This is a genomic window from Stenotrophomonas sp. 78350_Sma (assembly GCF_056482105.1).
This window is the reverse complement of the sequence record NZ_CM151182.1, coordinates 357501-383001: the sequence shown is the minus strand read 5'-3', so window position 1 is coordinate 383001 and position 25501 is coordinate 357501. Positions and strand designations below refer to the sequence as shown.

General features: G+C 65.4%; 21 protein-coding genes and 3 rRNA genes (1 of these 24 running past the window's edge). 6 read left to right on the top strand and 18 right to left on the bottom strand.

The window, feature by feature from the left end; genetic code table 11:
• Nucleotides 1-16: 16 nt before the first annotated feature.
• Entirely contained in the window at nt 17-988 is a 972-nt protein-coding gene (locus ACZK4H_RS01680; protein ID WP_049457760.1) for a bile acid:sodium symporter family protein, read from the top strand.
• 58 nt (nt 989-1046) lie between these two features.
• On the opposite strand, the gene ACZK4H_RS01675 is transcribed toward ACZK4H_RS01680, so the two are convergent.
• The 5 genes from ACZK4H_RS01675 to ACZK4H_RS01655 all read right to left on the bottom strand — a co-directional run bounded on the left by ACZK4H_RS01675 (nt 1047) and on the right by ACZK4H_RS01655 (nt 5386).
• The gene (locus tag ACZK4H_RS01675; RefSeq protein ID WP_099551633.1) at nt 1047-1856 is read right to left on the bottom strand and encodes a TraB/GumN family protein; all 810 of its coding nucleotides are present in this window, start codon (nt 1854-1856) and stop codon (nt 1047-1049) included.
• 137 nt (nt 1857-1993) lie between these two features.
• The gene (gene cyoE, locus ACZK4H_RS01670; RefSeq protein ID WP_099551634.1) at nt 1994-2887 is read right to left on the bottom strand and encodes a heme o synthase; all 894 of its coding nucleotides are present in this window, start codon (nt 2885-2887) and stop codon (nt 1994-1996) included.
• A 4-nt stretch (nt 2888-2891) separates the two neighbouring features.
• Nucleotides 2892-4055: a COX15/CtaA family protein gene (locus ACZK4H_RS01665; RefSeq protein WP_099551635.1), complete on the bottom strand. Its 1164-nt coding sequence runs from the start codon at nt 4053-4055 to the stop codon at nt 2892-2894.
• A gap of 10 nt (nt 4056-4065) precedes the next feature.
• Nucleotides 4066-4635, bottom strand: coding sequence for a hypothetical protein (locus ACZK4H_RS01660; RefSeq protein ID WP_099551649.1), 570 nt, complete (start codon nt 4633-4635; stop codon nt 4066-4068).
• A gap of 13 nt (nt 4636-4648) precedes the next feature.
• Nucleotides 4649-5386 carry an SURF1 family protein gene (locus tag ACZK4H_RS01655; protein ID WP_099551636.1) on the bottom strand — a complete coding sequence of 246 codons (738 nt, stop codon included), beginning with the start codon at nt 5384-5386 and terminating at the stop codon, nt 4649-4651.
• A gap of 57 nt (nt 5387-5443) precedes the next feature.
• On the opposite strand from ACZK4H_RS01655, the gene ACZK4H_RS01650 reads away from it, so the two are divergent.
• Nucleotides 5444-5662 carry a twin transmembrane helix small protein gene (locus tag ACZK4H_RS01650; RefSeq protein WP_099551637.1) on the top strand — a complete coding sequence of 73 codons (219 nt, stop codon included), beginning with the start codon at nt 5444-5446 and terminating at the stop codon, nt 5660-5662.
• 20 nt (nt 5663-5682) lie between these two features.
• Here the strand turns inward: ACZK4H_RS01650 and ACZK4H_RS01645 are convergent, their stop codons facing one another.
• The 6 genes from ACZK4H_RS01645 to ACZK4H_RS01620 are packed head-to-tail and all read right to left on the bottom strand — an operon-like array spanning nt 5683 to nt 10515.
• Complete coding sequence (locus ACZK4H_RS01645) at nt 5683-6558, bottom strand: cytochrome c oxidase subunit 3 (protein ID WP_099551638.1); 876 nt, start codon at nt 6556-6558, stop codon at nt 5683-5685.
• Nucleotides 6559-6571: 13 nt separating this feature from the next.
• Nucleotides 6572-7162 carry a cytochrome c oxidase assembly protein gene (locus tag ACZK4H_RS01640; protein WP_099551639.1) on the bottom strand — a complete coding sequence of 197 codons (591 nt, stop codon included), beginning with the start codon at nt 7160-7162 and terminating at the stop codon, nt 6572-6574.
• Nucleotides 7159-7395: a hypothetical protein gene (locus tag ACZK4H_RS01635; RefSeq protein ID WP_099551640.1), complete on the bottom strand. Its 237-nt coding sequence runs from the start codon at nt 7393-7395 to the stop codon at nt 7159-7161. The genes ACZK4H_RS01640 and ACZK4H_RS01635 overlap by 4 nt, the downstream gene beginning before the upstream one ends.
• Before the next feature lie 8 nt (nt 7396-7403).
• Entirely contained in the window at nt 7404-9011 is a 1608-nt protein-coding gene (gene ctaD / locus ACZK4H_RS01630) for a cytochrome c oxidase subunit I (RefSeq protein ID WP_005407790.1), read from the bottom strand.
• Between the two features lie 59 nt (nt 9012-9070).
• Nucleotides 9071-10027, bottom strand: coding sequence for a cytochrome c oxidase subunit II (gene coxB / locus ACZK4H_RS01625; RefSeq protein WP_099551641.1), 957 nt, complete (start codon nt 10025-10027; stop codon nt 9071-9073).
• Nucleotides 10028-10038: 11 nt separating this feature from the next.
• Entirely contained in the window at nt 10039-10515 is a 477-nt protein-coding gene (locus tag ACZK4H_RS01620; protein ID WP_004153894.1) for a DUF2244 domain-containing protein, read from the bottom strand.
• Between the two features lie 274 nt (nt 10516-10789).
• Here ACZK4H_RS01620 and putA point away from each other — a divergent pair, with 274 nt between their 5' ends.
• Nucleotides 10790-14008, top strand: a complete 3219-nt coding sequence (gene putA / locus ACZK4H_RS01615; protein ID WP_099551642.1) for a bifunctional proline dehydrogenase/L-glutamate gamma-semialdehyde dehydrogenase PutA — start codon at nt 10790-10792, stop codon at nt 14006-14008.
• Between the two features lie 116 nt (nt 14009-14124).
• Here putA and pnuC read toward each other — a convergent pair whose 3' ends face one another.
• The gene (gene pnuC / locus ACZK4H_RS01610; protein ID WP_099551643.1) at nt 14125-14697 is read right to left on the bottom strand and encodes a nicotinamide riboside transporter PnuC; all 573 of its coding nucleotides are present in this window, start codon (nt 14695-14697) and stop codon (nt 14125-14127) included.
• A 142-nt stretch (nt 14698-14839) separates the two neighbouring features.
• Nucleotides 14840-16192 carry an outer membrane protein transport protein gene (locus ACZK4H_RS01605; protein WP_049417761.1) on the bottom strand — a complete coding sequence of 451 codons (1353 nt, stop codon included), beginning with the start codon at nt 16190-16192 and terminating at the stop codon, nt 14840-14842.
• A gap of 225 nt (nt 16193-16417) precedes the next feature.
• On the opposite strand from ACZK4H_RS01605, the gene ACZK4H_RS01600 reads away from it, so the two are divergent.
• Nucleotides 16418-17110, top strand: a complete 693-nt coding sequence (locus ACZK4H_RS01600; protein WP_099551644.1) for a rhomboid family intramembrane serine protease — start codon at nt 16418-16420, stop codon at nt 17108-17110.
• 84 nt (nt 17111-17194) lie between these two features.
• Here ACZK4H_RS01600 and ACZK4H_RS01595 read toward each other — a convergent pair whose 3' ends face one another.
• Complete coding sequence (locus ACZK4H_RS01595; protein WP_099551645.1) at nt 17195-18679, bottom strand: S41 family peptidase; 1485 nt, start codon at nt 18677-18679, stop codon at nt 17195-17197.
• A 108-nt stretch (nt 18680-18787) separates the two neighbouring features.
• On the bottom strand, nt 18788-20089 hold the full coding sequence (locus ACZK4H_RS01590; RefSeq protein ID WP_099551646.1) for a murein hydrolase activator EnvC family protein: 1302 nt from the start codon (nt 20087-20089) through the stop codon (nt 18788-18790).
• A gap of 95 nt (nt 20090-20184) precedes the next feature.
• Here ACZK4H_RS01590 and ACZK4H_RS01585 point away from each other — a divergent pair, with 95 nt between their 5' ends.
• Nucleotides 20185-20847: a DUF4097 family beta strand repeat-containing protein gene (locus ACZK4H_RS01585; RefSeq protein ID WP_099551647.1), complete on the top strand. Its 663-nt coding sequence runs from the start codon at nt 20185-20187 to the stop codon at nt 20845-20847.
• An 86-nt stretch (nt 20848-20933) separates the two neighbouring features.
• Entirely contained in the window at nt 20934-22643 is a 1710-nt protein-coding gene (locus ACZK4H_RS01580; RefSeq protein ID WP_099551648.1) for a M28 family metallopeptidase, read from the top strand.
• 358 nt (nt 22644-23001) lie between these two features.
• On the opposite strand, the gene rrf (ACZK4H_RS01575) is transcribed toward ACZK4H_RS01580, so the two are convergent.
• The 3 genes from rrf (ACZK4H_RS01575) to ACZK4H_RS01565 form a co-directional block, all read right to left on the bottom strand.
• A 5S ribosomal RNA gene (gene rrf, locus ACZK4H_RS01575) occupies nt 23002-23116 on the bottom strand.
• Between the two features lie 133 nt (nt 23117-23249).
• Nucleotides 23250-23364 (bottom strand): 5S ribosomal RNA (gene rrf / locus ACZK4H_RS01570).
• A gap of 125 nt (nt 23365-23489) precedes the next feature.
• Nucleotides 23490-25501, bottom strand: a 23S ribosomal RNA gene (locus ACZK4H_RS01565); it runs 869 nt beyond the window's last position.

The window sequence follows — 25501 nt, the reverse complement described above, 5'->3', positions numbered from 1 at the left end:
AAGGACTCTGCCCACCATGACCCGCTGGTGGTCGCGCCTGCGACCGGACAACTTCACCCTCGCCCTGCTGTGCACCGTCGGCCTGGCCTCGCTGCTGCCGATGAAGGGCGCCGCCGCCATCGTCCTCGACGATGTCACCACCGTCGCCATCGCCGCGCTGTTCTTCCTGCATGGTGCGCGCCTGCCGCGCGAGTCGATCATCGGCGGCATGCTGCACTGGCGGCTGCACCTGACCATCCTGGCCTGCACCTTCATCCTGTTCCCGCTGCTGGGGCTGATGTTCAAGCCGCTGTCGGGCTGGCTGCTGACCCCGGAGCTGTACCTGGGCGTGCTGTTCCTGTGCACCCTGCCATCCACCGTGCAGTCGTCCATCGCGTTCACCTCGATGGCGCGCGGCAATGTACCGGCAGCGGTGTGCAGTGCCTCGCTGTCGAGCATCCTCGGCGTGTTCCTGACCCCGCTGCTGCTGACCGCGCTGGCCGGTACCTCCGGCGGCATCCACGATCCGCTGCATGCGATCGGCGGCATCATGCTGCAGCTGCTGGTGCCGTTCGTGGCCGGCCACCTGCTGCGGCCGTGGATCGCTGGCTGGGTGGAGAAGCAGCGCGCGCTGCTGCGCTACACCGACCAGGCGACCATCCTGCTGGTGGTGTACTCGGCCTTCGGCGAAGCCGTCACCGAGGGCCTGTGGAGCAAGACGCCGCTGCTGTCACTGCTGGCCGTGGCCGTCGTGGCCGCCGTGCTGCTGGGCATCGCCATGCCGCTGATCACCTTCATCGCCCGCCGCCTGCGCTTCAACCGCGAGGACGAGATCGCCATCGTGTTCTGCGGCTCGAAGAAGAGCCTGGCCACCGGCGTGCCGATCGCCAAGGTGCTGTTCGCCGGCGGCAGCCTAGGCGCCATCGTGCTGCCCGTGATGATCTATCACCAGATCCAGCTGATCGTCTGCGGCGTGATCGCGCAGCGGTATGCGCGGCGCAAGCCCTGACCTGGAAATCCATCAACGCGTGGCCTCGAACTACAGTAGATCCACGCCATGCGTGGATTCACGGCTCCACCAGCGTGCCGACGCTCAGCTCCGGCATCCACACCCATAGGTCGTATTCGCGGCTGGCATGGGTGTTGACCTCCGGCGCACGGGCTGGCCGTTCGAGCAGGGCCAGCGCCTTGCAGCGGTCCATGCATCCCCAGAAGTGGCCGCGCAACGCTTCCAGCCGCACGCTGTAGATATCCAGGTCGCGCAGTGCCGATGCCATCGGCTGGGTCTGCATGTCCGGCGGAGCATCGGCGGGGCGCTGCAGCATGGCGTGGACATTGCCGGTCAGCACGACCATGCGTGCGCCATCGGGCAGGCGCCGGTACAGGCGCCGTAGTTCGGCGGCCATGCGGTCATCACGGGCCTGGCTGCCGCCGTCACTGTGATTGACGTCGTAGCCAACCACCTCGATCGCGCGGCCCTGCGCCTTCAGCGCGCGCAGGCCTTCGATCATCGCCAGCATGTCGCGACTGCGGCGACCATCGTGCTGGTCGTCGCGCACGGTCCAGAACGCGCGGCCGTGCAGGTGCTGGCGTGCCGCGGCCCCGCCATCGGACTGCAGATAGTCGCGCAGCGTGGGGTTCTCGGCACGCGGCAATTCCAGCGCCAGCAGTACCGGCGCGCCATCGCGGCTGTAGTCGTCCACCAGCTGCCGCACCAGCAGTGGCGTCTCGCGTGTGCCGTGGAATTCGCCCAGCACCAGCATGCGATGGTCAGCGGCGTATTGGCGGATCTGCGCGGTAGCGTCGTCGGCATGCGCGGTCACGGCCATGCCCAGCGCCAGCAGCAGCGCGGAGGTCCAGCGGAAGATCGAATGCATCCCTGCGCCTTCCTTTCCTTGGGGGTCAGGAACAGCAATGGCGACGCAGCAACCGCGGTTCAAGTAGATCCACGCCATGCGTGGATGTCCGCGCGATCAGGTGGGGTCAGAGCCCCTTCGTGGATCCGACCCCGAGGTCACAGCCAAGGCAGGATCCAGTGGTCCACCAGCAGGAAGGCGAACAACGCCATCAGGTAGACGATGGAGTAATAGAACATATTCATCGAGAACAGCTCGTCCGGCGGATTGAGCATGCGCCAGGCGTACCAGAGGAACACCGCATTGAGCACGATCGCGCCGCCCAGGTAGAACGCGCCGCTCATGCCCACCAGGTACGGCAGCAGGCAGACCAGCGCCAGCACCACCGAATACACCATGATCTGCTTGCGGGTGTGCACCACGCCGTGGGTCACCGGCAGCATCGGGATCTCCGCCTTGGCGTAGTCCTCGCGGCGGAAGATCGCCAGCGCCCAGAAGTGCGGCGGGGTCCAGATGAAGATGATCAGCACCAGCAGCGACGAGTACGCCCAGTCCGACGAACCCTGCATGCCGGTCACCGCCGCCCAGCCCAGCATCGGCGGCATCGCGCCGGCCAGGCCACCGATGACGATGTTCTGCGAGGTCGCACGCTTGAGGTACACGGTGTAGATCACCGCGTAGCCGATCAGCGAGGCGAAGGTCAGCACCGCGGTGATCAGGTTCACCCACAGCACCAGGATGACCATCGACAACACGATCAGCACGCCGGCGAACACCAGCACCTGCCAGGGTTTGACCTTGCCCACCACCAGCGGACGCCACGAAGTGCGCGCCATCTGCGCATCGATGTGCGCATCCAGCAGCTGGTTGATCGCAGCTGCGGCCGAGGCCGCCAGCCAGATGCCGAGGAAACCGAGCACGCCGGCGCGCACCTGCTCCCAGCTGGGCACGCCCGGAATGGCCAGAACCATGCCGACCAGGGCAGTGAAAACAATGAGGGCGACGACCTTGGGCTTGGTCAGGTCCCAGTACTGGCGATAATTGGAAAACATGGAATCAGTCCGGGGCACGCAGGCGGGCCAGCAGGCTGACCAGCACGAACAACAGGGCAACGGCCACGCCGTTGTGGGCCACCGCCACTTCCAGCGGCAGCGCCAGCTTCACATTGAGGATGCCGAGGGTGACCTGCAGCACCAGCAGTGCGATCAGCGCACTGGCCCAGCCACGCATGCTCGGCAACCGGAACAGGCGTACGCCCAGCCACAGCAGGTAGACCGCCACCACCACCGCGAACATGCGGTGCGCCATCTGGATGGCGATACGCGAGGCGCCATCCAGCACGCCCCCTTCGTAGTCCACGCCGATGCCGCGCCACAGGGTGAAACCCTCGACGAAATTGTGCTGCGGCCACCACTGGTTGGCGCAGCGCGGGAAGTTGTCCAGCGAGGCGCTGCCGCCGCCGCAGGCCAGCGCCGCGTAGTTGGCACTGACCCAGCCCCCCAGTGCGATCTGGGTGACCAGCACCGCCACGCCGATGCGCAGCAGCCACTTCAGCTTCGGCGCTTCGGCCAGGGTGATCGGCATGTGCGTTGCGCGCCAGGCCATCCACACCAGCAGGCCGAACATCAGCATGCCGCCCAGCAGATGGCCCATCACCACGATGGGTTTGAGCAGCAGGGTCACCGTCCACATGCCCAGCAGGGCCTGGAAGATCACCACCGCCAGGGTCAGCAGTGCAGCGCGCGCCAGGTCGATGTTGCTCCAGCGCAGCGCGGCGATCAGCAGGATCGCCTCGCCGATCAGCGCCAGCACGCTGGCCGTGCCATGCCAGCCCATCATGTACAGCGGTATGCCGGCGGCCACCAGAACGCAGGCGGTCACCACCGCCGTGCTTCCGAATCGCCGCTTGCGCGTGGCCAGCAGCGCCAGGGTCAGGATCTCGATGCCCAGCGCGCCGGCCAGGAAGCGGTGCACCTGCTCACGCCAGGCCTTGTGGGTCTCCAGCGGACGGATCTCCGCCGCCGGGTGGCCGATGGTCTCTTCCACGTGCTGCGGCCAGGTGGCCTGGCCATAACAGGTCGGCCAGTCCGGGCAGCTCAGGCCGGCATCGGACAGGCGCACGAAGGCGCCGAACATGATCGTGCTCGCGGTCATGATCATGGCGAACCACGCCAGGCGGTGGAAATTGCGGTGCAGCGCCGGACGCGCGGAAAGGCTCATCAAACGGGACTCACTTCAGTTTCAGCAACGTGGCCATGTCCTTGCGCAGGCCACCCAGGTCGGTGCCCGGGGCATGACGCATGATCACGAAGCCGTTCGGATCGATCACGTAGACCGGCAGGCCAGCCGGATCGTCGACGCCGGGCAGGGCCGCGCGCAGTGCTGGCGACGGAGCCAGCGGCCGCAGCGCGGGCAGCGAGGCGATCGACGCCGGTGGCGTTCCCAGCCACAGGATTTCGACATTATCGGCGTTATGGCCGAACAGCTGCCACACCTTGCCCAGTCCCTGCGACAAAGTGACGCACTGCGCGTCGCAGGCTCCGGCCGGCGCCACCAGCAGGCGCCAGGTACGGGCTTCGGGGTTCCACGGGTAGGCCTGGCCATTGGCCAGGGTCGGCGCCTGCTGGCGCAGGTCCACCGGCGGCTTCAGCAGCTGGCCGGCATTGCGGTGCCCGGTCGGCTGCCAGCCGGTGAAGCGCAATACCGCAGCCAGCGCCATCGCCCCGAAGAACACGGCAAACAGCAGCACCAGGGTCCGGCGGCCGGAGCCGCGCGCCTGCGGGGACGTAGCAGTGTTCATGCGGTGCATTTTCTCATGGTTGGGTAAGGGATGCCGGTCGGGCCACGGCGCGTCGCCTGCGCCATTCCAGCACCAGCGCCACCACCAGCACGGTCAGGGCCAGCCCGAACCACTGCACGGCGTAGCCCAGGTGGCGCTGCGGTGGCAGCGTGTTCGGCAGCAGGTCCAGGTCGCGTTCGTCGCCGAACGGCAGCGTCGGGTCCAGTCGAAGGACCCGCTCGGGCAATGCCGGCAGGCCAAGCGCCGCCGCGAGGCCCTCTGCGGGCAAGCGGCTGGCCAGCCAACGCCCGGCCTCGTCGGTAGCGGAGAACGCAGGGCCCAGTGCCAATCCGGCCGACGGCGGCGGCGCCAGCAGCCCACGCACGGCCACCGGCGAAGGGGGTGCCGGCAGCTCCGGCAGGGTGCGATCCGGCGGCAGCGCGCGCCAACCCAGATCGACCAGCAGCACGCTGCCCTCGTCACTGCGGAACGGGCGGTAGATCTTCACGCCCGCGCGGCCGTGCCGGGTCTGGTTGTCCAGCAGCACCACGCCGGGCAGGAAGCGACCGTGATCGGCCACGCCATGCAACGCACCGGGCGCCGCGAGCGCCCGTGCCAACGACAGTGCCTGCGCTGCGGCTGGACCTTGTGCATCCAACATTGCCTGTTTGGCATGCATGCGCTGCAGCTGCCACAGCCCCAATGCGGTGAAAGCAGCCATTGCCAGCACCGCCAGCAGCCATCCGATCACGCGCGTGTGCTGGCGCATCATGACAAGTCCGCGCAAACGCGGTCAGATAGGCGCATCCACCCTGCCCTCGAGCCGCGCATGAGTGATTCGCTGAAGACCCTGCTGGTAATCGCGTTTCTGATCGTCATCGTCTGGAATCTGGGCGCCGGCCTGTATTACCTGGTGGTCGACCGCGGCCAGACCAAGCGCACGGTCAACGCACTGACGCGCCGCATCGCGGTGTCGGTGGCCCTGATCGTACTGGTGATCGTGAGCATCTACATGGGCTGGATCAAGCCGCACGGCATCGGCGGCTGAAGCCACCGATGCGTGCGCGGTCAAAGCACGTAGACGAACAGGAACAGCATCAGCCACACCACGTCGACGAAGTGCCAGTACCACGCGGCGGCTTCGAACGCGAAGTGGTTGTCGCGGGTGAAATGGCCCTTGGCCGAGCGCAGCCACATCACGATCAGCATGATCGTGCCCAGCAGCACATGCGCGCCGTGGAAGCCGGTCAGCATGAAGAACGTCGAACCGTAGATGCCCGAACCCAGGGTCAGGTTCAGCTCCTTGTAGGCGTGGATGTACTCCTCCGCCTGCAGGGTGAGGAAGCCCAGGCCGAGCAGCACGGTCACGCCCAGCCAGACCAGCAGCTGGCGGCGGTTGCCGGCCTTCAACGCATGGTGGGCGATGGTCAGGGTCACGCCGGAGGTCAGCAGGATCAGCGTGTTGATCAGCGGCAGGCCCCAGGCCGGGATGGTCTGGAACGCACCGCCGATGGCGGCCGGCCCGTTGGTCGGCCAACCTGCGGAGTAACCCTGCCACAGCAACTCATTGGTCATCACCCCGCGGCCTTCGCCGCTGAGCCACGAAAGGCCCAGGTTGCGGGTGTAGAACAGCGCACCGAAGAAGGCGCCGAAGAACATCACTTCGGAGAAGATGAACCAGATCATCCCCATCCGGAATGATCCATCGACCTGGTGGTTGTAGTTGCCCGCCTGCGATTCGCGCACGACGTCGCTGAACCACCAGAACAGGGTCAGCACCAGCATCGCGATGCCGATGTAGAACGTCCAGCGCCCCCAGCTGGCATCGTTGAGCCAGCTGGCCACGCCCACCATGGTCACCATCATCGCGATGGAACCCACGAACGGCCATTTGCTCTGGGCCGGGACGAAGTACACGTTGGCGTCGGTCGGTGTCTGGGCCATGTCGGTATCCGGGTCAGGGGGCGGCGTGCGCGCCTTCCGAGGTGGCGGCCGGGGCCAGCCGATCGGACAGCGCGTCGTTGCGGTAGAAGGTGTAGGACAAGGTGATCGTCCTGATCTCCGGCGGCAGGTCCGGATCGACGATGAAACGCACCGGCATGTCGCGCTTCTCGCCAGCCTGCAGCGTCTGCGCGGTGAAGCAGAAGCACTCGGTCTTGCTGAAGAAGCCCGAGGCACGTGCCGGCGCCACCGAAGGCACCGCACTGCCGACCACCGCCTGCTGGCTGTCGTTGCGGGCGAAGTACAGCGCTTCGTTGAGTTCGCCGGGCACCACGTCCATGGTCAACTGCTCGGGATGGAACGACCAGGGCAGGCGCGAATTGACGCCGCCATCGAACTCCACGCGCACGGTGCGCTTGCCAGCTGCAGCACCCGCACTGGCTTCGCCACCGGGGCCGCGCTCCAGGCGAACACCGAACACCTTCTCGCAAGCGATGCGGTACAGCGGCACCAGCGAGAACGTGAGCAGGAACACCGCCACCGCCACACCGATCAGGCGCGGCAGCCCCGCACTGCGTGACGGTGTGCTGGCTGGCGCCTCGCTCATCGGCCGATCACCCCGCTGAGGATGAAGCCGACGTAGACCAGCACGGCGATGGCGCCGACCCACATCGCCGTGCGCCTGGCGCGCTGGCGCTGCTGCTCGATGCTTCCGCCCTGGTAGGGCCGACCGCTGGTCGGCTGCTCTTCGTTGTTGTAGAGCCGACCGCTGGTCGGCTGCTTCTCGTCAGCCGAGCATGGCTCGGCTCTACAGGTCTGCAGCGGGCTCTCGTTATGCATGCGCCACCTCAATGCGTGATGTCGTCATGCGCCAGATCCCCCGGGCGGATGGTCGGCGGCGTGGTGAAGGTGTGAGCCGGTGCCGGCGACGGCAGCGTCCATTCCAGGCCACGCGCGCCTTCCCAGCTGCGCGCTTCGGCCTTCTCGCCGTTGCGCAGCGACGACAGCAGGATCGCGGCCATCATGAACGGGGTGACGAACATGCCGAACGCACCGATCGAGCTGATCAGGTTCCAGTCGGCAAACGCCACGCTGTAATCGGGAATGCGGCGCGGCATGCCGGCCAGGCCGAGGAAGTGCTGCGGGAAGAACAGCAGGTTGACGAACACGATCGACCACCAGAAGTGCACCTTGGCCCATTTCTCGCTGTACATGCGCCCGGTCCACTTGGGCCACCAGTAGTACACCGCGGCGATCAACGCGAACACCGCACCGGTCACCAGCACGTAGTGGAAGTGGGCGACCACGAAGTAGGTGTCGTGGTATTGGAAATCTGCCGCCACGATCGCCAGCATCAGGCCGGAGAAGCCGCCGATGGTGAACAGGATGACGAAGGCCACCGACCACAGCATCGGCGCCTCGAACGTCAGCGAGCCACGCCACATGGTGCTGACCCAGTTGAACACCTTTACGCCAGTTGGGATCGAGATCAGCATGGTGGCGAACATGAAGTAGATCTCGCCACCCAGCGGCATGCCCACGGTGAACATGTGGTGGGCCCAGACGATGAACGACAGGAACGCGATCGCGGCGGTGGCGTACACCATCGCCTGGTAGCCGAACAGCGGCTTGCGGCTGAACGTCGGGATGATCTCGCTGACCACGCCGAAGGCGGGCAGGATCATGATGTAGACCTCGGGGTGCCCGAAGAACCAGAAAATGTGCTGGTACATCACCGGGTCACCGCCACCGGCGGCGTTGAAGAAGCTGGTGCCGAAGAACTTGTCGGTCAGCAGCATGGTCACCGCACCGGCCAGCACCGGCATCACCGCGATCAGCAGGAATGCGGTGATCAGCCAGGCCCAGCAGAAGATCGGCATCTTCAGCAGGTCGATGCCCGGCGCGCGCATGTTCAGCACGGTGGCGATGATGTTGATCGCGCCCATGATCGAGCTGATACCGGCCACGTGGATGGCGAACACGCTGAAGGCGACGTTGTAACCGCCCTGCAGCGACAGCGGCGGGTACAGCGTCCAGCCACCGGCCGGCGCGCCACCAGGCAGGAACAGGGTCAGCAGCAGCAGGCTGAAGGCCACCGGCAGCAGCCAGAACGACCAGTTGTTCATGCGCGGCAGCGCCATGTCCGGCGCGCCGATCTGCAGTGGGATCATCCAGTTGGCGAGGCCGACAAAGGCCGGCATCACGCCGCCGAAGATCATCACCAGCGCATGCACGGTGGTCATCTGGTTGAAGAACTCGGGCTTGACGAACTGCAGGCCCGGCTGCGCCAGCTCGGCCCGGATCACCACGCTCATCGCCGCACCGATGATGAACATGATGAAGCTGAAACCGAGGTACAGCGTGCCGATGTCCTTGTGGTTGGTCGAGAAGAACCAACGCTCGAAGAAGCTCTGGTGGTGATGGTGATCGTCGTGCCCAACTGCCGAGTGCGCCATTGCAAAACACCTCTCAGAATCGGTTGTCACCACGGCCGCTGGCGGCCGCGGGCTTTACATCACGCGCCGCTGGCTGCGGTGGCAGGTGCGCTGCCGGCTTCGGCAGCAGCAGGTGCTGCCGGTGCCTCGCTCGCAGGAGCAGCCGGTTCTGCAGGTGCCGCCGGCGTTGCCGGCTCGGTGGGCGGCGCCGGCTTGCGCTGCGCCAACCACTGCTTGAAGTCTTCCTTGGACACCGCCTCGACCACGATCGGCATGAAGCCGTGGTCCTTGCCGCACAGCTCGGCACACTGGCCGCGGTACACGCCAGGCTGTTCGATGCTGGTCCAGGCTTCATTGATGAAACCGGGAATGGCGTCCTGCTTCCAGCCCAGCGCCGGCACCCACCAGGCGTGGATCACGTCGTCGGAAGTGATGACGAAGCGCACCTTGGTATCGACCGGCAGCACCAGGCGGTTGTCGACATCCAGCAGGTAGTGCGGATGGCTTTCGCGGGTCGGCACGATACCGCTCTGCCGCACCCGGTCGGACTCGCGGTCCAGGCGGCTGGTGAAGGTGACGTTCTCGCCGAGGTATTCGTACTTCCACATCCACTGGTAGCCGGTGACCTTGACCGTCATCTCGGCATCGCGGGTGTCGTACATCTTGATCAGGTTGGCCGTGGCCGGCCATGCCATCACGATCAGGATGATCACCGGGATCACCGTCCAGATGATCTCGGCCTTGGTGTTGTGGCTGAAGGTGGCCGCGACCGCGCCCTTGGATTTGCGGAACTTGAAGATGGCGTAGGCCATCGCCCCGAACACGATGACGCCGATCACCGTGCAGATGATCAACGAGAGGTTGTTCGATTCCCAGGCCAGGCGCGAGGTCTGGGTCACCCCCTTGCCCATGTTCAGCTGCCACGGCTTCGGATCGGCCGCCTGGGCCCAGGCCAACGCCGGCATCAGTCCCCCGGTCGCCAGCACTGCGGCAACCGCGTTCACGCACTTCGTGCCCCACCTGCTGCTTTGCTTCATTGCCTAGACCCTTAGCGTCGTCGGTTGCCGCCATCGCTGGCGGCGAGCAAGCTTTCAAGTGTCTCTGCGAGCGTCTGACGTTCGGCCGGCGCGAGGAAACTCCCCACCTCCACCTGCCGGCCGCTGGATGCCAGCCGGACCCTCTCATCGTCGGTGAGCAGGCGCACCCAGTGGGGATGGGCCCGGAACACCGGCGATCCACCGGGTACGGGGATGACCTCCACGTACGCCGGCACTACCCGGATCTCCTCCTGCCGTTCACCGCTGCGCCACAAGGCACGCAGCGCCGCCGCCAGCACCAGGCTGTACAGCAGCGCGAACAGGGGGGCGAATGCATTGCCGGCCAACCACCCGAGGGCGGACACCAGCCACATCGCACCCGACAACACGGTGAACAACAGGACGAACTGCCGGGCATCGAGCGCCCGTGGGGGACGCAGCCGCAGCTGCGTACCTGACCCATCCGGAGCTGGAAGCACCTCGATCATGTCGCAACCGCGTTCCTGCCGCGGGAAACGTCTCGATGGTAGCCCCGCCGTCTCGCCGGTAGCAAGGGTGCATTCACACTTTTTCCCATGCTGCAACACAGCATGCGGTCGGCGGCGCGAATGACGAATTCGGCACAAATATGGACGGGTTTTATGAACACGCCGAATCCACCACCGTTAGGGGCTATCAGCCCTTCATGAAGGTGTCTGTGCGGCACTTCCGAAGGCCGCAAAAATGTTTAAAATCGCCAAGTTTTCCACTGGCCGGACCGGCATGAACGCACCTTCCTCCTCCCCTGCCGCCCACGACGCTCCGCGTCCCGGCGCGCTGCTGTCGCCGGAACTGCCGGCGCCCCCCAACCCGTTCCGCCAGGCCATCACCGATGCCTGGTTGAAGGACGAGGCCAGCCACGTGCGCGAGCTGCTGGCGCAGGCCCGCCTGCCCGCCGATGAGCAGGCCAAGGTGCAGGCGCTGGCGGCCGACCTGGTCGGCCGCGTGCGCGTGCGTGCCAAGGACCAGGGCGCGATCGAAGCCTTCATGCGCCAGTACGACCTGGGCAGCGAGGAAGGCGTGCTGCTGATGTGCGTGGCCGAGGCGCTGCTGCGCATTCCGGACCAGGACACCGCCGACAAGCTGATCCGCGACAAGCTGGCCGATGCCGACTGGGAAAAGCATCTGGGCGGCAGCGACTCGGTGCTGGTCAACGCCTCCACCTGGGGCCTGATGCTGACCGGCAAGTTGGTGCAGATGAACGACGCTACCCGCGCCGATGCGCCCAGCGCGTTCAAGCGTCTGGTCGGCCGCGTGGGTGAGCCGGTGGTGCGCCTGGCCGTGCGCCAGGCGATGAAGATCATGGGCCACCAGTTCGTCATGGGCCGCACCATCAGCGAAGCGCTGTCGCGCTCGCACAAGGGCGACAACGCCAGCTACCGCTATTCCTTCGACATGCTGGGCGAAGGCGCGCTGACCATGAAGGACGCGCTGCGCTACCTGGAAGACTACCGTCGTGCGATCCACGCCATCGGCGGCGATCACAAGGCACGCGGCGGCCGTCCGGACGGCGACGTCAACAACGCGCCGGGCATCTCCATCAAGCTGTCGGCGCTGTACCCGCGCTACGAGCACGCCAAGCGCGAGCGCGTGCTGACCGACCTGGTGCCGGGCGTGCTGGAACTGGCGCAGCTGGCCAGGAGCTACGGCATCGGTTGCACCGTCGACGCCGAAGAATCCGACCGCCTGGAGCTGTCGCTGGACATCATCGAGCAGGTGTTCTCCGACGCCTCGCTGGCCGGCTGGGATGGCTTCGGCGTGGTGGTGCAGGCCTACCAGAAGCGCACCCCGTACACGATCGACCACCTGGCCGACATGGCACGCCGCGCCGGTCGCCGCCTGCAGGTGCGCCTGGTCAAGGGCGCGTACTGGGACGCCGAGATCAAGCGCGCGCAGATCGAAGGCTATCCGGGCTACCCGGTGTTCACCCGCAAGCAGAACACCGACGTGTCCTACCTCGCGTGCGCCAAGCGCCTGTTCACCCATGCCGACGCGATCTACCCGATGTTCGCCACGCACAACGCGCACACCATCGCGGCAGTGCGCAGCATCGCCAACGGCGGCGTGTACGAGCACCAGAAGCTGCACGGCATGGGCGACGACCTGTACGCCGAAGTGGTGCCGGCCGACCGCCTAGGCCTGCCCTGCCGCGTGTACGCGCCGGTCGGTTCGCATGAAGACCTGCTGCCGTACCTGGTGCGTCGCCTGCTGGAAAACGGTGCCAACTCCAGCTTCGTCAACCGCATCACCGACGAGCGCGTGCCGATCGCCGACCTGATCCGTGATCCGGTCGAGATGGTGTCCTCGTTCGCTTCGATTCCGCATCCCAAGATCCCGCTGCCGGTTGACCTGCTGCGCAGCCAGAACCACGACAGGAAGAACTCCATGGGCGCCAACCTCGCCAACGACAACGAACTGCGCGCCCTGGCCGAGCAGATCAACGCGGCTGTGAAGCCTTGGCAGGCCGCTCCGCTGGTGCCGGGTGCCAACCCGGCCGGCGCCGCGCTGCCGGTGACCAACCCGGCCGATACCCGCGAAGTGGTCGGCCAGTGGCTGGCCGCCGATGCCGCCACCGTGCAGAAGGCGCTGGCCAACGCCGTGGCCGCGCAGCCGGCCTGGAACCGCACCCCGGCCGCCAGCCGCGCCGCCATCCTCGAGCACGCCGCCGACCAGCTGGAAGCGCGCATGCCGGAGTTCATGGCGCTGTGCGTGAAGGAAGCCGGCAAGAGCCTGCCCGACAGCATCGCCGAAGTGCGCGAAGCCGTGGATTTCCTGCGCTACTACGCCAAGCAGGCGCGCGAGCAGTTCAGCCACGCCGAAAAGCTGCCGAGCCCGACCGGTGAATCGAACGAGCTGCAGCTGCACGGCCGCGGCGTGTTCGTCTGCATCAGCCCGTGGAACTTCCCGCTGGCGATCTTCCTGGGCCAGGTGGCCGCAGCACTGGCCGCCGGCAACAGCGTCATCGCCAAGCCGGCCGAGCAGACCAACCTGATCGGCTACTACGCCGTGAAGCTGCTGCACGACGCCGGCGTGCCGGCCGAGGTGGTGCAGTTCCTGCCGGGCGACGGTGCCACCGTCGGTGCCGCGCTCACTGCCGACCCGCGCGTGGCCGGCGTGGCCTTCACCGGCTCCACCGACACCGCGCGTGCGATCAACCGCGCGATGGCCGCACGTGACGCCGCCATCGGCGTGCTGATTGCCGAGACCGGTGGTCAGAACGCCTTCATCGCCGACTCCTCGGCACTGCCGGAACAGCTGGTCAAGGACGCGATCGGTTCGGCCTTCACCTCCGCCGGCCAGCGTTGCTCGGCCGCGCGCGTGCTGTTCGTGCAGGACGACATCGCCGACAAGGTGATGACCATGCTGGCCGGTGCGATGAAGGAGCTGAAGGTCGGCAACCCCGGCCAGCTGTCCACCGACGTCGGCCCGGTGATCGATGCTGACGCGCTGAAGATCCTGCAGGACCACGCCGCGCGCATGGATCGCGAAGCGCGCCTGATCGCCGCGGCCGAACTGTCCACCGAAGCCGCCAATGGCACCTTCTTCGCACCGCGCGCGTACGAACTGACGGACCTGGGCCAGCTGCAGAAGGAAGTGTTCGGTCCTGTGCTGCACGTGATCCGCTGGAAGGGCGACCAGCTCGACGCGGTGATCGACCAGATCAACGCCACCGGCTACGGCCTGACCCTGGGCGTGCATTCGCGCATCGACGAGACCGTTGATCGCATCAGCAACGGCGTCCACGTCGGCAACGTCTACGTCAACCGCAACCAGATCGGCGCGGTGGTCGGCGTGCAGCCGTTCGGCGGCCAGGGCCTGTCCGGCACCGGCCCGAAGGCCGGCGGCCCGCACTACCTGCTGCGCTTCGCCACCGAGAAGACGGTGACGGTGAACACCACCGCCGCCGGCGGCAACGCCTCGCTGCTGACCCTGGGCGACTGATCGTCCGGTTGATGCAGTAAACGAAAAACCCCGCGAAAGCGGGGTTTTTTGTGCTTTCTTCCTGTAGTGCCGAGCCATGCTCGGCTTGTACGGTGCAGCCGAGCGTGGGCTCGGCGCTACACCCGCATCAGGCCGCGCCAGTGACGCAACGCCACCAGTGCGTTGATCCAGAAGCCCACGTACAGGATCGAGGTCAGGTGCAGGCCTCGGCTGTAGTACAGCGGCACCGCCACGGTGTTCACCAGCAGCCACACCCACCACGATTCCAGCTTGCGCCGCATCATCAGGATCTGGGCGATCACGCTGAGCACCAGCACCGCCGAATCGATGTAGGGCGCGTAGGCGTTGGTCAGGCGGGTCAGCATCCAGCCGTAGCCGAAGGTCGCCACCACCGCCAGCGGCGCCAGCCAGGCCCACGCGCGTGGTCGCAACGCGGTGATCGGCAGCGGTGCACCATGGTCGCCGCGCAGCCATTGCCACCAGCCCAGCACGCTGATGGCAATGAAGAAGAACTGCAGCACCATGTCCGCATACAGATGCGAGCGCTCGAACACTGCCGCGAACAGTGCGCAGCCGACAATGCCCAGCCACCAGGTGTGCACGTTGTTGCGGCCGGCCAGCAGGATCGAGCCGGCGACGGCGATGTTTGCGGCAAGCTCCAGCTGGAAGTTCGGATCGGACAGGTTCATGGCGCCATTGTCGTGGATCCGTGCGCTGCGTGGACAACCCGGTAGATCCACGCCATGCGTGGATGCCCCGAACCATCCCCACACAAAAAAAGGCCCCGCTTGCGCGGGGCCTCCTTCGTACTGCTTCAGGCAGTCGCCCGAATCAGAACTTGTACTGGAACGAAGCTGCCAGTACGTCGCCACGGACCTTGTACTTGCCAGCCAGCGAGTTGCCCTGGTTGTTGGTAGTCGGCTTGATGTTCACGTTCGGGTCGCTGGTGAACAGGTGGGTGTAGCCAAAGTTGTATTCGGTGTTCGCAGACGGGGTCCAGCCCACGCCCAGCGACAGCCACTTGCGGCTGGTATCTGGCACGCGGACATCGCGATGTGCGTCGGTAGTCGGGGTCTGGTCCAGCGCGACACCACCGCGCAGGGTGACGGTATCGCTCAGCTTGTAGTCCGCACCCAGCGACACGAAGGTGGTATCGCGATAGCCGAAGTCCAGCACAGAGTCCTTCTGGGCCGAAGCATAGTCGATGGTGACAGCGTCGAATGCGGTCGACCAAGCGGTGCGGGTGACGTCACCCATCACGGTCCAGCGGTCGTTGACCTTGTGGGTCACGCTGAGGGTTGCCGACGCCGGCAGCTTTACGGTTGCCTTGCCACTGGTGCTGACGAACTGGCCCGGCTGAGTCTGTCCCAGGATGGTCGCGGTGCGGCCATTGTCGTTCGGCATCAGGAAGGTGGCATCGCCACCGGTGATCTTGTGCGTAACCTTGGAGCGGTAGCTCAGGCCGATGTGGGTGTTCTCATCGATCGAGAACAGACCACCGACCGTCCAGCCCACTGCATTGTTGTCGCCTTCGACGGTCAGCTTGCCATCGGCACTGCCCGGGGCGTAACCCGGCACGCGGGCCTGGGCCAGCGCAGTACCGAAATCGATGTTGTTGCTCAGCTCGATAGTCAGGTGCTCGACGAACACCGACGCGCCAAAGGAGACGTACGGGTTCACGTCATAGGATGCGGCGAAGCCAAGATCGATGGCCTTCAAATCGGTCTTCAGGCCGCTGTAGCGACCCACCCAACCATTGTCGTACTGGGTCTTGAAACCAAACGGAGCAGTCAGCGACACACCGAAGTGGGCCTTCTCACCGACCGGCATATGGAAGTACGCGGCCGGAACCGGGGCGATCATTCCTGCGTCGCCGCCGTCACCGCCGGTCTGCGCGGCGCCGGTCGGCTTACGGCCTTGGCCTTTGAACTCGGCCTTGAAGCTGATGGCGCTCAGGTCACCCTGAATCAGGGTGCCATCCAGCTGGCGCATGCCGGCCGGGTTGACGGCGATAATGGAGGCGTCGCCTTCGGCGCTGCCGGAGCCGGCGAACGCGCGGCCGAGGCCCTTGGCGCTGTTTTCCTTCAGCTGGAAGGCAGCGGCGTTGGCGTCGGCGGCGGCCAGCGCACCGGCAACGCCGACGGCCAGCAGGGTCAGACGGGCAATGGTGGAAGCGGTTTGCATCGTAGTTCTCTCTCCGGTAAGCGGTGATGGTGCTCTGAGTGCGCCTGCGCCCGCCAGGCCCGGGGGCCCGTCGAAGCGCGCCGGATTCCCCTCCCGACATACGACGCCGTATGCGAGTATTACCCAGAGCCGTTAATGAAACAATAACGGCGCAGGCGGTTTTTTCGTCTCAAAAGCTGAACAGGACAATCCCCGTCGCAAGCGCCCGCACGCTAGGCTAGTGCCATGTTCGTCTCCCTCCCGTCGCGCAAGAAGGCGGCCCTGCGCTGGGCCACGCCCGTGCTGTTTGCGGCACTGTGGCTGGCGTTCCTGTGGTCGATCTCGCGCCCGGACGATGCCCGCGGCAGCCTCTGGCTGGACTGGGGCGCCCTGTCCACCGGCCTGACCCACCCGCTCGACTGGTGGGCGACGCTGCAGGACGGCAGCGTGCTGCGCCTGTTCACCGCCCTGTTCCTGCACGCGGACTGGTCGCATCTGCTGGGCAACCTGGTCTTCCTGCTGATCTTCGGCCTGCCCGCCGAGCGGGTGCTGGGCCCGTGGCGGTTGCTGCTGCTGTTCCTGGTCGGCGGCGCGGTGTCCAACCTGGTGGCCATCTACACCATGGGCAGCCCGGACCAGATCATCATCGGTGCCAGTGGCGCGGTCTCGGCACTGATCGGCGCCTACCTGGCCCTGTTCCCGGGGGCGCGGCTGGGCGTGGTGATCCCGCTCGGCCTGTTCCTGGAGTTCGTGCGGGCCCCGGCCTACCTGCTGATCGGCGTGTGGGCCGCGCTGCAGGTGGTGTTCGCCCATATCGGCCCGAGCTTCGGCATGGTGGCATGGTGGGCCCACATCGGCGGCTTCATGTTTGGCCTGGTGTACGGAGTCTACGTTCGTGCGGCGATCGCACGCCGGCTGCGCAAGCGGCACGGGTTCTGACCGCCCCGGTAGTGCCGGCCGCTGGCCGGCATTTGTGTTCTTCTTCCGCCCTTGAGCCGACGCCGGGCATGGCCCGGCGCTACCTCACGGCTTGGCCGGGGCCGGTGCGGGCTTTGCTTCCGGCTTTGCTTCCGGCTTTGCTTCCGGCTTTGCTTCCGGCTTTGCTTCCGGCTTCGACTCGGCCTTGGCTTCCGGCTTCGCCGCAGCGGCCTTCGCGGCCTTGGCCGCATCTGCCTTCGCCGCTTCGGCCTTCAACCGTGCAGCCACCGAACCGGGATTCTTCAGTTCGGCCAGCGCATCGTTGATCGGGCCGTCGCCCGGCAGCACCGCGCCGGCGTGGTAGCCCTCGGTGCCTTCATCGTCGCCACGCAGATGCCCCGGCAGCGTCGCTTCGCTGTAATCGCTCAGGCTGGCCGGCAACGCGTCATCTTCGGGGCGCGCGGCAGGCTTGAATTCGACCTCCGGCACGATGCCGGTGGCCTGGATCGACTTGCCGCTGGGCGTGTAATAACGCGCGGTGGTCAGCTTCACCGAGTCACCGTTGTCCAGCGGCAGCACGGTCTGCACCGAGCCCTTGCCGAAGGTGCGGCTGCCGACCACGCGCGCGCGCTTGTTGTCGCGCAGCGCACCGGCCAGCACTTCCGAGGCACTGGCCGAACCGGCATCGACCAGCACCACCACCGGCGCGCCCTTCAGCAGGTCGCCCGGAGTCGCATCGAACCGTGCATCGCTGATGCTGATGCGGCCGCGGGTGCTGACGATGTTGCCCTTCTCGAGGAGGTCGTCGGCCACCTGCACGGCGGCGGTCAGCAGTCCACCCGGGTTGCTGCGCAGATCCAGCACCAGGCCCTTGAGCTGGCCACCGGACTGCTTCTGCAGCTGCTGCACGTGCTTCTGGAAGTCCGACCCGGTGTCGGCCTGGAAGGTGCTCAGGCGGATGTAGCCATAGCCCGGCTCCAGCAGGCGGCTGCGCACGCTGGTCACGCGGATGGTCTGGCGGGTGAGGCTGACGTCGAACGGCTTCGGCTTGCCCGCACGCACGATGGTCAGCACCACCTTGCTGCCGGCCGGGCCACGCAACGGTTCGCTCGCATCAATTGCGCTGATCGGCTTGCCGTCGATGGCGATGATCAGGTCACCGGCGAGGATGCCGGCCTTGGCTGCCGGCGTGTCGTCGATCGGCGAGATCACCTTCATGCTGGCGTTGTCGGGCTGCTGCTGCAGCTCCACGCCGATGCCTTCGTAGGCGCCGTTGGCCTGCTCGTCGAAGGCCTGCGCGTCTTCCTTGTTGAAATAGGTGCTGTGCGGGTCGAGGTCGAGCAACAGGCCGCGCACCGCCGACTGCATCAGCTTCTTGTCATCGACCGGGTCGACATAAGCGGCACGCACCGCGTTGTACACGGCCACGAAGCGGCGGATGTCCTCCAGCGGCACCTTCGAGGTCACCGCCTCCTCGCTGTTCGCTGCCTGCCCGCTGGTTTCCTGGCTCGGGGCGGGCGCAGTCTGCTGCGCCCAGGACAGCGCCGGCAACAAGGCCAGCAAGAGGGTGGCGGTACGGGCTGCGCGCATGGATCACTCCTGTCGACGTTGGCATCGTGCCCAAGGCACATGCACCGATTATGCGCGAAGCACAGCTAAATTCCCGTTGAATCCGCCCCGTACGCGGCGATGCCGGATTCAGCGCCGCTGCAGCCAGCTGTCCGGGTTGACCGGCTGCCCACCACGACGCAGCTCGAAATACAGCGCGGTGACGCCCTGCCCACCCGAGTTGCCGACCTTGGCCACCGCATCGCCGCGGCTGACCCGGGCACCCGCATCCTTCAGCAGGGTGTCGTTGTGCGCGTACAGGCTCATGTAGCCGTTGCCGTGATCGACGATCAGGATCATGCCGTAGCCGGTCATCCAATCGGAGAACACCACGGTGCCGTCGGCCACGGCGGTGACGGTGCTGCCGGCGGGCGCGCCGATCAACACACCGCTGCTGGTGCGGCCGTCGGGCAGCTTTCCGCCGTAGCGGGCCAGCAGGTTGCCCGACAACGGCCAGCCCAGGCCCCCCACCTTCGGCGCCGGCGCGGAAGCCACCGCAGGCGGGACCTTGGTGGGCGGCGGTGGCGGGCGGCCCTGCGCGGCGGCCTGGCGTGCGGCACGCTCGGCAGCAGCCTTTTCAGCGGCTGCCCGACGCGCGGCGGCGCGGCGCTCGGCTTCGGCCCGGGCCGCTGCGGCACGCAGGTTGGCCAGCAGCGTTTCCAGTGCCTTGGCGTCCTGGCCCAGCGCCTGTTCCTTCTCGCGCCGGTCCTTGAAGCGTTCGTCCAGTGAGGCCACGGTCTGTGCGCGGTCGCGGCGGTCGGCGGCCAACGTGGCCGCCTGCTGTTTCTGGTCGCGCTGTGCGCCCTGCAGCTTCTGCTGGCGTTCGGCGATCTGCGCCTGCAGCACTTCCAGTTCCTTCAGGTCCGCGGTCAGCGTAGTGATGCGCTGCGCACGTTCGCGCTGCAGGTAGCGATGGTAGGCCAGGGCACGGTTGGCGTCGGCCACCGTGTCCTGCGACAGCAGCAGCTTCAACGGTGCATGGTTGCCCAGCTGATAGGCCGCGCGCAGCAGGCCGGCCAGCTCGCGGTGCTGCTGGGCCAGGTTGGCCTGCAGGGTGCTGCGGCGCTGCTCGGCTTCGGCCAGCGACCGGCTCTGCTCGCGCAGCGCGGTTTCGGTCTGCGCAAGCGCGCGGCCACTGCGGGCGACCTTCTCGTCGGCCTCGCGCAGTTGCTGTGATGCCTGGCCGCGCTGGCCCTCGATCTGCCGGCGCTCCTGCGCCACGCCCTTCAACTCGGTACGCAGCTTCTGCAGCCTGCGCTCGGTCTCGCGGGTGGTCTGTGCGGCGCCCTGCAACGGCAGCGCCAAGGCGATGGCCAGCCCCAACAGCAGGCAGCGCCCGCCGCGGACGGCGGCGATGTGATGTCGGCGTGATGGGAAGGCGTTGTCGCGCAAGGGCTTTCCAGTGACTTCAGGCAGTTGCAGGGGGTACCCGGGAATGGTGACATCTCCGCACGCGGCCTGCCAGCCGCACATCCATCGAGGTCCCCATGAAAGCTCTCTCCATTCCGCTGCTGTTGGGCGTACTGCTGGTCACCGCGCCGGTGGCAGCACAGGAAAACATCAGCAAGGTCAACGGCAGCATCAGCGCCGAACCCGGCCAGCGCTACGGCAAGCTGGATACCGTCAACGGCGGCATCCGGGTTGGTGAAGGCGTCGAGACCGGCAGCATCGACACCGTCAACGGCGGGGTCAAGGTGGCCGACCGTGCACGTACCGGCAAGATTGAAACGGTCAACGGCGGCGTACGCCTGGGCCGCGAGGTGATTGCACGCGGCAGCGTCAGCACCGTAAACGGCAGCATCTTCAGCGATCGCGGCAGCCAGATCGAAGGGGGCGTTGAAACCGTGAACGGTGGCATCGGGCTGGTCGAAAGCCGCGTCGGCAACGACGTGGAAACCGTCAACGGTGACATCACCGTGGGCATCGGTTCGCAGGTCAACGGCGGTGTGCACGTGCGCAAGCCGAACTTCAGCGTCTCGCTCACCGCCAGCCGCAAGCCGCGTGTCATCGTCGGCCCGAATGCCGTGGTCAACGGCCCGTTGCAGTTCGAGCGCGAGGTGGTGCTGTACGTGCACCGCACGGCCCGTATCGGCCCGGTCACCGGCGCCGAGCCGATCCCGTTCGACACCGAAACCGCCCCGGCGGACTGAGCGCACCGGACCGCCCGGTTCGGTGATACTCGCTGATACCGGCCGTGCACGACGTGCGGCCGCCCTTTGTTTTCCAGGAATCGACGATGCCCCGCAAACTCCTCCTGTGCCTGGCCGCTGCGGCCGCGCTCAGTGCCTGCAAAGGCGAAGACACGCCGGCGCCCGCGCCGGCCACCGACACCGCCGCTGCCAAGCCGGCGGCCCATGCGTTCTCCCCCGAGATCAACGCTGGCGACTTCGCCGAGATGGTGAAGACACTGGCTTCGGATGAATTCGAAGGACGCGCCCCGGGCAGCAAGGGCGAGGAACTGACGGTCAACTACATCCGCGACCAGATGCAGCGCATCGGCCTGCAGCCCGGCAACGGCGACAGCTGGTTCCAGGATGTGCCGATGACCGAGACCACGGCCGACGCGTCGACCGTGCTGAAGATCACCCAGGGCGGCAAGACCACCGAACTGAAGTTCGGCACCGACATGGTGGTGGGTACCCGTACCGGCCAGGCCGAGGTGAAGGTCGATGCCAGCGACCTGGTGTTCGTCGGCTACGGCGTCGATGCACCGGAGCAGAAGTGGAACGACTACGCCGGCCAGGACTGGAAGGGCAAGACGGTCGTCATGTTCGTCAACGACCCGGGCTTCCATGTCGATGACGCGAAGCTGTTCGACGGCAAGCGCATGACCTACTACGGCCGCTGGACCTACAAGTTCGAGGAGGCTGCGCGCAAGGGCGCCGCCGCCGCGCTGATCGTGCACGACACCGCCGGCGCTTCCTATGGCTGGGATGTGGTGAAGAACTCCTGGGCTGGCCCCCAGTACGACCTGCCGGCCAAGGATGACCCGGAGGCCCGTATTCCGGTGCAGGGCTGGCTGAGTGCCGACGCGGCCAAGGCGCTGTTTGCCGGTGCCGGCCTGGACCTGGCGCAGGCTTACAAGGATGCGAGCAAGCGCGGCTTCAAGCCGGTGCCACTGAAGGCCACCGCCGCGGTCGACCTGAAGAGCCAGATCGCGCAGAAGCAGTCGCGCAACGTGGTGGGCGTGCTGCCGGGCAGCAAGCGTGCCGACGAGGCCGTGCTGTACATGGCGCACTGGGACCACCTGGGCAAGCACGAGGGTGAAACCGGCGACAACATCTACAACGGTGCGGTCGACAACGCGACCGGCGTGGCCGGCATCCTTGAGGTGGCCGAAGCAATGGCCCACCAGGATCCGAAGCCGGAACGTTCGGTGGTGTTCCTGGCGGTGACCCTGGAAGAATCCGGCCTGCTGGGTTCGAAGTACTACGTCTCCCACCCGACCTTCCCGCTGGACAAGATCGCCGGTGTGATCAACATCGACGCGATGTCCGTGGCCGGCCGTGCCAAGGACGTGACCGTCACCGGCTTCGGCAGCTCGGAGCTGGAAGACATCCTCAAGCCGCTGGCTGCGGCCCAGGACCGCACCCTGCATGGTGAGACCTCGGTGCAGAGCGGCTTCTACTTCCGCTCGGATCACTTCAACTTCGCCAAGGCCGGCGTGCCGGCCCTGTACGCCGATGGTGGCGAGGATCTGCGCGAGGGTGGCGTGGACGCCGGCCGCAAGGCCGCTGCGGACTACGGTGCCAACCGTTACCACGGCCCGAAGGACGAGTTCGATGCGTCCACCTGGAAGCTTGACGGTACCGTCGAAGACCTGCAGCTGATGTACGGCGTCGGCAAGGAACTGGCCGGTGGCGATCGTTGGCCTAACTGGTATGAGGGCAACCCGTTCAAGGCGGCCCGCGACGCGATGATGAAGGACAAGGCTTCGGCGAAGTAAGCCGGGCCATTCTCGACTGAACATCGTTGAGAGCAGAGCGGCGCCCCACGGGGCGCCGCTTTTTTTGTGCGCTCCGCCATTGGTGGGTGGCAACCTTGGTTGGCACCTCTTTACACGGCGAGCGCCCCATCCACGCATGGCGTGGGTCTACGGGTAGTGCCGGCTGCTGGCCGGCAAACGATTGGTAGCGGCCAACCTTGGTTGGCGCCATGGTTTCTCGCAGAGGGCATCCACGCATGGCGTGGATCTACCGGGCGATGTGACGCCATCGGGTTGCCGGCCAGCGGCCGGCACTACCCGCATTTACTGCGCACAAAGAAAAACCCCGCTGCGTGAGCAGCGGGGTTTTGGGTGTAAACCCTGGCGATGACCTACTCTCGCATGGCTTGAGCCACACTACCATCGGCGCAGCTGCGTTTCACTTCCGAGTTCGGGATGGGATCGGGTGGTTCCACAGCGCTAATTTCACCAGGGAGACGGTTGCAGCAGCGCTTGCAGCGCCAGCTTCGCGATCTTGCCCTTGGGGCGGAAGCCACCCGGAAAATGCAGTGCCTTCACTTAATAAGAAAAACCCCGCTGCGTGAGCAGCGGGGTTTTGGGTGTAAACCCTGGCGATGACCTACTCTCGCATGGCTTGAGCCACACTACCATCGGCGCAGCTGCGTTTCACTTCCGAGTTCGGGATGGGATCGGGTGGTTCCACAGCGCTAATTTCACCAGGGAGGCTTTTGGAGAGTCGCACTCGTCCTGTGGGACAAGGCGCCAGCCTCGCATAGTTCTTGTGACGTAGCGTGCACTTGGATGCTCTTACGACGTTGTCGTAAAGCCAAGGCAACTTGAGGTTATATGGTCAAGCCTCTCGGATCATTAGTATCAGTTAGCTCAATACATTGCTGTACTTACACACCTGACCTATCAACCACGTAGTCTACATGGTTCCTTCAGGGGGCTTGTGCCCCGGGAGATCTCATCTTGAGGCGCGCTTCCCGCTTAGATGCTTTCAGCGGTTATCGCTTCCGAACATAGCTACCCGGCAATGCCACTGGCGTGACAACCGGAACACCAGAGGTTCGTCCACTCCGGTCCTCTCGTACTAGGAGCAGCCCCTCTCAAATCTCCAACGCCCATGGCAGATAGGGACCGAACTGTCTCACGACGTTCTGAACCCAGCTCGCGTACCACTTTAAATGGCGAACAGCCATACCCTTGGGACCGACTACAGCCCCAGGATGTGATGAGCCGACATCGAGGTGCCAAACACCGCCGTCGATATGAACTCTTGGGCGGTATCAGCCTGTTATCCCCGGAGTACCTTTTATCCGTTGAGCGATGGCCCTTCCATACAGAACCACCGGATCACTAAGTCCTAGTTTCCTACCTGCTTGATCCGTCGATCTTGCAGTCAAGCACGCTTATGCCTTTGCACACAGTGCGCGATGTCCGACCGCGCTGAGCGTACCTTCGAGCTCCTCCGTTACTCTTTAGGAGGAGACCGCCCCAGTCAAACTACCCACCATACACGGTCCCCGACCCAGATAATGGGCTTCCAGGCTAACGTCAAGCACGACAGGGTGGTATTTCAAGGATGGCTCCACTGCAGCTAGCGCCACAGTTTCATAGCCTCCCACCTATCCTACACAGACGAACTCAACGTTCAGTGTAAAGCTATAGTAAAGGTTCACGGGGTCTTTCCGTCTTGCCACGGGAACGCTGCATCTTCACAGCGATTTCAATTTCACTGAGTCTCGGGTGGAGACAGCGCCGCTGTCGTTACGCCATTCGTGCAGGTCGGAACTTACCCGACAAGGAATTTCGCTACCTTAGGACCGTTATAGTTACGGCCGCCGTTTACTGGGGCTTCGATCAAGAGCTTCGCCTTGCGGCTGACCCCATCAATTAACCTTCCAGCACCGGGCAGGCGTCACACCCTATACGTCCACTTTCGTGTTTGCAGAGTGCTGTGTTTTTGATAAACAGTCGCAGCGGCCTGGTTACTGCGACCCTCTTCAGCTATAGCTCGCACGAGCCACCAAAAAGGGTGCACCTTCTCCCGAAGTTACGGTGCCATGTTGCCTAGTTCCTTCACCCGAGTTCTCTCAAGCGCCTGAGAATTCTCATCCTACCCACCTGTGTCGGTTTACGGTACGGTCTGCGTAAGCTGAAGCTTAGGAGCTTTTCCTGGAAGCGTGGTATCAGTGACTTCGCCATAAAGGCTCGTCTCGGTGCTCGGTCTTAAAGGATCCCGGATTTGCCAAAGATCCAAACCTACCGCCTTTCCCGCAGACAACCAACGCCTGGTACACCTAACCTTCTCCGTCCCTCCATCGCACTTACGCGAGGTGCAGGAATATTAACCTGCTTCCCATCGACTACGACTTTCGTCCTCGCCTTAGGGGCCGACTCACCCTGCGCCGATTAACGTTGCGCAAGGAAACCTTGGGCTTTCGGCGTGCGGGTTTTTCACCCGCATTATCGTTACTCATGTCAGCATTCGCACTTCCGATACCTCCAGCAGACTTCTCAATCCACCTTCAACGGCTTACGGAACGCTCCTCTACCGCGCATAACAAAGTTATGCACCCCAAGCTTCGGTTCTGTGCTTAGCCCCGTTAAATCTTCCCCGCAGACCGACTCGACCAGTGAGCTATTACGCTTTCTTTAAAGGGTGGCTGCTTCTAAGCCAACCTCCTGGCTGTCTGTGCCTTTCCACATGGTTTTCCACTTAGCACAAAATTTGGGACCTTAGCTGTGGGTCTGGGTTGTTTCCCTTTTTCACGACGGACGTTAGCACCCGCCGTGTGTCTCCCATACAGTCCGTCTCGGTATTCGGAGTTTGCAATGGTTTGGTAAGTCGCGAT

What these genes read in the sequence shown, in the direction of transcription:
- ACZK4H_RS01680 (WP_049457760.1), top strand. Translation starts at nt 17, where the DNA reads ATGACCCGCTGGTGGTCGCGCCTGCGACCGGACAACTTCACCCTCGCC.
- ACZK4H_RS01675 (WP_099551633.1), bottom strand. Translation starts at nt 1,856, where the DNA reads ATGCATTCGATCTTCCGCTGGACCTCCGCGCTGCTGCTGGCGCTGGGC.
- cyoE (WP_099551634.1), bottom strand. Translation starts at nt 2,887, where the DNA reads ATGTTTTCCAATTATCGCCAGTACTGGGACCTGACCAAGCCCAAGGTC.
- ACZK4H_RS01665 (WP_099551635.1), bottom strand. Translation starts at nt 4,055, where the DNA reads ATGAGCCTTTCCGCGCGTCCGGCGCTGCACCGCAATTTCCACCGCCTG.
- ACZK4H_RS01660 (WP_099551649.1), bottom strand. Translation starts at nt 4,635, where the DNA reads ATGAACACTGCTACGTCCCCGCAGGCGCGCGGCTCCGGCCGCCGGACC.
- ACZK4H_RS01655 (WP_099551636.1), bottom strand. Translation starts at nt 5,386, where the DNA reads ATGATGCGCCAGCACACGCGCGTGATCGGATGGCTGCTGGCGGTGCTG.
- ACZK4H_RS01650 (WP_099551637.1), top strand. Translation starts at nt 5,444, where the DNA reads ATGAGTGATTCGCTGAAGACCCTGCTGGTAATCGCGTTTCTGATCGTC.
- ACZK4H_RS01645 (WP_099551638.1), bottom strand. Translation starts at nt 6,558, where the DNA reads ATGGCCCAGACACCGACCGACGCCAACGTGTACTTCGTCCCGGCCCAG.
- ACZK4H_RS01640 (WP_099551639.1), bottom strand. Translation starts at nt 7,162, where the DNA reads ATGAGCGAGGCGCCAGCCAGCACACCGTCACGCAGTGCGGGGCTGCCG.
- ACZK4H_RS01635 (WP_099551640.1), bottom strand. Translation starts at nt 7,395, where the DNA reads ATGCATAACGAGAGCCCGCTGCAGACCTGTAGAGCCGAGCCATGCTCG.
- ctaD (WP_005407790.1), bottom strand. Translation starts at nt 9,011, where the DNA reads ATGGCGCACTCGGCAGTTGGGCACGACGATCACCATCACCACCAGAGC.
- coxB (WP_099551641.1), bottom strand. Translation starts at nt 10,027, where the DNA reads ATGAAGCAAAGCAGCAGGTGGGGCACGAAGTGCGTGAACGCGGTTGCC.
- ACZK4H_RS01620 (WP_004153894.1), bottom strand. Translation starts at nt 10,515, where the DNA reads ATGATCGAGGTGCTTCCAGCTCCGGATGGGTCAGGTACGCAGCTGCGG.
- putA (WP_099551642.1), top strand. Translation starts at nt 10,790, where the DNA reads ATGAACGCACCTTCCTCCTCCCCTGCCGCCCACGACGCTCCGCGTCCC.
- pnuC (WP_099551643.1), bottom strand. Translation starts at nt 14,697, where the DNA reads ATGAACCTGTCCGATCCGAACTTCCAGCTGGAGCTTGCCGCAAACATC.
- ACZK4H_RS01605 (WP_049417761.1), bottom strand. Translation starts at nt 16,192, where the DNA reads ATGCAAACCGCTTCCACCATTGCCCGTCTGACCCTGCTGGCCGTCGGC.
- ACZK4H_RS01600 (WP_099551644.1), top strand. Translation starts at nt 16,418, where the DNA reads ATGTTCGTCTCCCTCCCGTCGCGCAAGAAGGCGGCCCTGCGCTGGGCC.
- ACZK4H_RS01595 (WP_099551645.1), bottom strand. Translation starts at nt 18,679, where the DNA reads ATGCGCGCAGCCCGTACCGCCACCCTCTTGCTGGCCTTGTTGCCGGCG.
- ACZK4H_RS01585 (WP_099551647.1), top strand. Translation starts at nt 20,185, where the DNA reads ATGAAAGCTCTCTCCATTCCGCTGCTGTTGGGCGTACTGCTGGTCACC.
- ACZK4H_RS01580 (WP_099551648.1), top strand. Translation starts at nt 20,934, where the DNA reads ATGCCCCGCAAACTCCTCCTGTGCCTGGCCGCTGCGGCCGCGCTCAGT.